This is a genomic window from uncultured Campylobacter sp. (assembly GCF_938018145.1).
Taxonomy (GTDB): Bacteria; Campylobacterota; Campylobacteria; order Campylobacterales; family Campylobacteraceae; genus Campylobacter_A.
This window is the reverse complement of sequence record NZ_CALIII010000116.1, coordinates 1-5,731: the sequence shown is the minus strand read 5'-3', so window position 1 is coordinate 5,731 and position 5,731 is coordinate 1. Positions and strand designations below refer to the sequence as shown.

Annotated in this window: 8 protein-coding genes and 1 pseudogene; 4 read left to right on the top strand and 5 right to left on the bottom strand. The window is 42.8% G+C overall.

What is annotated here, in order from left to right; all coding sequences use genetic code 11:
- A pseudogene (locus Q0338_RS02575) lies at positions 1–266 on the top strand (hypothetical protein); the annotation flags it as partial.
- Between the two features lie 186 nt (positions 267–452).
- Positions 453–755, top strand: coding sequence for a hypothetical protein (locus Q0338_RS02570; RefSeq protein WP_298085394.1), 303 nt, complete (start codon positions 453–455; stop codon positions 753–755).
- Between the two features lie 33 nt (positions 756–788).
- Here the strand turns inward: Q0338_RS02570 and Q0338_RS02565 are convergent, their stop codons facing one another.
- Positions 789–1,220, bottom strand: a complete 432-nt coding sequence (locus Q0338_RS02565; RefSeq protein WP_298085393.1) for a trehalose-6-phosphate synthase — start codon at positions 1,218–1,220, stop codon at positions 789–791.
- Positions 1,221–1,295: 75 nt separating this feature from the next.
- Between Q0338_RS02565 and Q0338_RS02560 the strand changes: the two genes are divergently transcribed.
- Positions 1,296–1,463 carry a hypothetical protein gene (locus tag Q0338_RS02560; RefSeq protein ID WP_298085392.1) on the top strand — a complete coding sequence of 56 codons (168 nt, stop codon included), beginning with the start codon at positions 1,296–1,298 and terminating at the stop codon, positions 1,461–1,463.
- Positions 1,464–1,519: 56 nt separating this feature from the next.
- On the opposite strand, the gene dnaK is transcribed toward Q0338_RS02560, so the two are convergent.
- From dnaK to rpsO, 4 genes are all read right to left on the bottom strand, one after another.
- Complete coding sequence (dnaK, locus tag Q0338_RS02555) at positions 1,520–3,397, bottom strand: molecular chaperone DnaK (RefSeq protein WP_298085391.1); 1,878 nt, start codon at positions 3,395–3,397, stop codon at positions 1,520–1,522.
- Between the two features lie 35 nt (positions 3,398–3,432).
- Complete coding sequence (grpE, locus tag Q0338_RS02550) at positions 3,433–3,960, bottom strand: nucleotide exchange factor GrpE (RefSeq protein WP_002946505.1); 528 nt, start codon at positions 3,958–3,960, stop codon at positions 3,433–3,435.
- Positions 3,957–4,736 (bottom strand): HrcA family transcriptional regulator, encoded by a 780-nt coding sequence (locus tag Q0338_RS02545; protein WP_298085390.1) that lies wholly within the window; start codon positions 4,734–4,736, stop codon positions 3,957–3,959. The genes grpE and Q0338_RS02545 overlap by 4 nt, the downstream gene beginning before the upstream one ends.
- 297 nt (positions 4,737–5,033) lie before the next feature.
- Complete coding sequence (gene rpsO, locus Q0338_RS02540) at positions 5,034–5,306, bottom strand: 30S ribosomal protein S15 (RefSeq protein WP_002952011.1); 273 nt, start codon at positions 5,304–5,306, stop codon at positions 5,034–5,036.
- A 144-nt stretch (positions 5,307–5,450) separates the two neighbouring features.
- Between rpsO and Q0338_RS02535 the strand changes: the two genes are divergently transcribed.
- The coding region (locus Q0338_RS02535) for an Rrf2 family transcriptional regulator (protein WP_298085389.1) at positions 5,451–5,731 on the top strand (281 nt) is incomplete at its 3' end.

The following is a 5,731-nucleotide window of genomic DNA, read 5'->3' as shown; positions in this document are numbered from 1 at the left end:
CGTCGGTTTTGACGGGGCATGTGTTTGCTAGTGATACTGCTACACCTATAAATACGGCCAGCTATAACGCTCTTTTAAAAGAGTATATAAACGGCCCCGGTAGCGGCAAGGATTTTGAAGCGCATAACTTTGAAAAATACGCGAGCGACTTGCAAATTTACTGCCAAAAAGGCGTGCCGTATGCATGTTATGATTTAGGTTATCTGTATTGGCTTGGGATAGGCGTGGTTAAAGATCAAGCTAGAGCGGCAACACAATATTTTTAGTTTGTTGATCGCTTTGATAGGGAAAAAGGTGAGGATAATATAAAAAAAGTTAACGATCAAATAAAGTATATTTTGGATTATTCTAATAAAAGGGAAAATCGTAGTGATGAGGAAATTATAAATTATATAAAAGCAGAACATTTGGCTTCTTTTACAGATTGCATTTTTAAGAAAAATGAACTTTTTATGAGAGACGGTAACACGTATTTAGACAAAGACTACTCGTGTTTAAGTGCTTTTTTACTACAAAGACTACTGCCCGCTGATATGCTCTACACTTATGAGATATTCGGCGATAAAAAGATGGATAAAGACACTCTTACGAAAATGCTTTTAAAGGCCGAAGCGCGTAAAAATGGATTTGTGGGCTCGGAGTTGTTTTGGCTGCTACGAGATATGTATTTGCCGGCCGGGGGTTTTAAAGAAGGGTTTTTTAAGAATTTATTCGGCGACGACACGTCAAATTTAAGCCAAACTCAAAAAAAATGACAAAATTTAGAGCGTTTAACGCTCTAAATTCTACTAAACTCTCCACATTACTTTAGCCAAAATTATCATTACGATGCACAAAACAAGGGCGATGACGTGCGAGTATTTGCCGAAGGGATCGGGCTTTTTGAGCTTATAGACGTAAAAGAGCGATATCGCCGTGATTAGGCACATTAGCCCTAGCACGCCGATCTTGGTCGCGAGTAAAATTTGAAACGAGCTACCCAGCCATCCGTTCTCGCCGCCAAAATAATCCTTTGCCATATAAACGCCGCTGATAATTAACATCAAAAACGCCGTACCGAAAACCTTTGCGCTACCTTTGGTGTAGGCTTTTTTGACGCGAGCCAGCGTGTCCTCGTCTATGTGCTTTTTGGCAAACGGAAATATACAAACGTCGAAAAACACGTAACCGACGAAGGCGACGGCGCTCAAAATATGAACGATCAGGAAAAATAGATACATTTAGGACCTTTTTTGTTTGATTATATTTAAATCGGTAGTCCAAACTGATGATTTTGGTTAAGGATTGTGCTGAAAATGGTCAAATTTAATCTACCGGCGAAGCGGCAAATTTGCAAAAAACAAGCGGGTCAAAAACTACTTGAAGTCAAATTTGGATTGGGTAAATTTGAGATAACGAATTTAGAGATTTATAAAAATCCGCCCGTCAAATTTAACGGGCGGGGCAAATTTAAGGGCGCGTAAAAACGCTAAAACCTTAAATTTGCGTTTAAAACCCTTGCACAAACAAGGGCTAAATTTTACTCGACTTCGGCGTCGATGACGTCGTCGTCTTTTTTCTTGCCGCCGTTTGCTTGCTCGCCCGCGGCGCCGTCTTTTTTATACATCGCTTCGGCTAGCTTGTGGCTGGCTTCGCTTAGAGTTTTGACCTTCGCGTCGATCTGCTCTTTGCTCGCGTTTTCGTCTTTTAGCGTCTCTTTTAGCTCGTCAAGCGCCTTTTGGATGCGCTCTTTGTCCTCGGCAGGGATTTTCTCGCCTAGCTCATCAAGGCTCTTTTGCGTTTGGTGCGCTAGTGCGTCGGCTTGGTTGCGAGCCTCGACCGCGTCTTTGCGCTTTTTGTCGTCCTCTTTGTGTAGCTCGGCGTCTTTGACCATGTTGTTGATCTCGTCTTCGCTTAGGCCGCTTGAGCCTGAGATCGTGATGTTTTGGGCTTTGCCGGTAGCCTTATCTTTAGCAGAGACCGTTAGGATACCGTTGGCATCGATATCAAACTCTACTTCGATCTGCGGCACTCCGCGAGGAGCAGCAGGGATGCCCTCTAGGTTAAACTGACCCAAAGACTTGTTGTCGCGGGCAAATTCGCGCTCGCCTTGTAGCACGTGGATCGTGACGGCGCTTTGGTTATCCTCGGCGGTTGAAAATACCTGATTTTTCTTAACCGGGATAGTCGTGCCTTTTTCGATGATTTTTGTCATCACGCCGCCTAGAGTCTCGATACCTAGGCTTAGCGGAGTGACGTCTAGGAGCAACACGTCCTTCACGTCGCCTTTGATAACCGCGCCTTGGATCGCCGCGCCGATAGCTACGACTTCGTCCGGATTTACGCTTTTATTTAGCTCTTTGCCAAACGCCTTTTTGACCTCTTCTTGAACTAAAGGCACGCGCGTCGAGCCGCCCACCATGACGATTTCTTTTATATCTTTTTTGTCAAGTCCGGCATCTTTTACGACCTCGTTTATCTTGGTGATCGTTTGAGCGACCAGATCCTCGATCATACCTTCAAATTTAGCCCTAGTTAGCGTCTTTGTGAGGTGTTTAGGACCCGTAGCGTCGGCGGTGATAAACGGTAAATTTATCGTCGTTTCTTGAGCCGAGCTTAGCTCTTTTTTAGCCGTTTCGGCTGCCTCTTTTAGGCGCTGCATAGCCATCACGTCGGTTTTTAGATCGATGCCCGAGTCGCTTTTAAATTCGCTCGTTAGCCAGTCGATTAGGCGGTTATCGAAATCATCGCCGCCTAGAAACGCGTTACCGCCGGTAGCTAAAACCTCGACCACATTATCGCCTGTTTCTAGCACCGTAACGTCAAACGTACCGCCGCCTAGGTCGTAAACCATGATCTTTTCGGACTCTTTTTTATCTAGACCGTAAGCAAGAGCCGCCGCGGTAGGCTCGTTTATGATACGAAGCACGTTTAGTCCCGCGATCGTTCCTGCTTCTTTCGTCGCCTTTCTTTGGCTGTCGTTAAAGTACGCAGGCACGGTGATGACGGCGTCTACGACTGTTTCGCCCAGATAGCTTTCAGCGTCCTCTTTTAGCTTCATTAGCACTTTGGCCGAGATTTCTTGCGGAGTGTAGACTTTGCCCGCGATCTCGATAGCGCACGCACCGTTTCTATCTACGACGTGGTACGGCAACCTAGCTTTAGCTTCCTGCGCGTTTTTCTCGTTGCTCATTAGGCCCATTATTCTTTTGATAGAGTAGATGGTTTTTTCAGGGTTTGTGACGGCTTGGCGTTTTGCGCTGTCGCCTACTAAAATTTCGCCCTTATCGGTAAACGCCACAACCGAAGGAGTCGTGTTTTTACCCTCTTTGTTCGGGATTACCTTGCTTTCGCCTCTCTCATACACGCTTACGCATGAATTCGTCGTTCCTAGGTCTATACCTATTACTTTTGCCATTGTTTTTCCTTTTTATTAGATTTTTCTTTCAAATTTTACTTTGCTATCGATACCATCGCAGGTCGTAAAACTCTGCCGTTGATGAGGTAGCCTTTTTGTATCACTTGCACGATCTTGCCTTTTTCCACGTCTTCGCTTTCTACTTGCAGCATTGCATTGTGGAAATTCGGATCAAAGTCCTCGTTCGCTTCGATCGCGGTGATGCCGTTTTTCTCGAAACATTTTTTAAACTGATCTATCGTTATATAAATTCCTTCTTTGATTTTTGCCGCATATTCGTCGCCTTCGGTTTCAAAATTTACCGCCATCTCAAGCGCGTCTATCACCGGAAGCAGATCCCGCGCAAATTTCTCGTTTGCATATGTCGCAATGTCCGCTTTTTCCTTTTCAAAACGCTTTTTGATGTTTTCAAAGTCCGCATTGGCTCTATAATACTTATCCGTTAGCTCCTCGAGCTGCTTTTGAAGCTCGACGTATTTCGCGTCAAGGCCCTCAAAGCTGATACTCTCGTCGAAATTTGACGGGATTTGCTGCTCAAGTTCTACGTTTTCATTCTCGTTCATGCCGCCTCCTTTAGGTTGTTTAAAAATCTTTCATAATCATTATAAATACTGCCCGCGCAAAGCATTTTAGCCTCTTTGCCATCAAAATTTACGCCAAACTTCATGCCTAGGTAATTTTCGCCAAAAAATACTAAATTTGAGTCAAAAACCATCTCAAAACTAGGGCTTAGCGCGTTTTTAAAGCTCTCGCCGAAAATTTCAAGCGCTATCTTTTCGTTTTCTAAAAAGCGAATTTTAGTGCGTTTTAGTTCAGCTATCTTATTTCTTAGCTCGTTTAGACCCACCTGCATACAGGTAAGCTCGAGTCTATCAAGATCTATGCCAATGAGATTGCTCAAAAACTTCTCTACCTTCGAGTTAAATTTGAGCGCTATCTCGTCCTCGCTAAAGCTCAAAATCAAAAATCTATTGTTTAAATTTAAGACCTCGTTTAGCGTTTGGGTTTTGCTTTCAAAAACCATCGCGTAAATTTCAAATTTATCGCTTAGCAACTTTAGTAGGCTAGGATTTGCGATATTTAGCGTCTCACCAAAATTTAACCTAGCTCGCCAATAATCTCTCATCGTCGCAGCCGTCGGAATTCTACCGCCGCTAACGTGAAACTGAGTAATCGCGCCCTCGTCGGAGAGCTTTTTGAAATAAACCCTAATCGTAGAGGCCGGGATCGACATCGCCATACGCGAACCAAGCTCGCTAGAGCCGATCGGAGCGTTGTCGCTAAGATAAGCTTGAATGATAGAATCAAGTATCAGATCTCGCTTGCTCACCTTTATCATATTAGCACTCTCTCCTTTAAATTGCTAGGCGCATTATACAACATTGAGCGGATAATTGTCAAGGGCTAGAGTTAAAAAAATTTGTTTAGATAACTTTAGCGTAGTGAGCTCAAGGTTAGAAAGGTAAAATTTGGGTGAAATGAGTGGCGCGCGGGAAAATTTGAATAAATTTAATGTAATAGTAGGTTAAATTTGGTTTTATCGTTAGAAATTTTATGAATCTAAAATTTGAATTGTTAAAATTTGAAGTAAGTAAAGTAAAATTTAAGAGAAAAGCCCCAAATTTGGGGCCTATGATTATTTATCTCTGAGGTTTAGCTCAGCGATAACTTTTGTGTAAGCTGCGTAATCTTTAGCTTTTAGATATTTCATCAAGCGTTTTCTGCGACCTACTATCTTAAGTAGTCCGAGGCGAGACGAGTGATCTTTTTTGTAGATTTTTAGGTGCTCGGTTAGCTCCTCGACTCTTGCGGTTAGCAATGCGATTTGAACTTCCGGAGAACCGGTATCTTTTTCTTTTCTAGCGAATTTCGCAACAATTTCTGCTTTTTTAGCCGAATCCAAAGCCATAATGACCTCCTGATTGGTGAGATTAAAAAAGGCGATTATATCATAAAAATCAAAAAATGCGGCACCTGTTTTAAAAAATATTGATTTAATCAAATTTGCAGATAAAATTTAATAAAATATCCGCAAAAAATTTAAGGGGAATTTATGCTTTTGACAAAAGCGAGCGAATACGCGCTGCTTTCACTGATTTACATAGCGCAAAAAGACGCTCCCTCGGACGTCGATACGATGTCGGGCGAGCTTGAGATATCAAAAAGCTTTTTGGCTAAAATTTTGCAAAATTTGGCTAGAGAGGGTATTTTGGTTTCGTTTAAGGGCGCAAACGGCGGATTTATGCTCGCGCAAAAGCCTGAAGAAATCAGTATAAAAAGAATAATCGAAAGCGCAGAAAAGCGTAAAATGGCGGTATTTGAGTGCTCGATTTC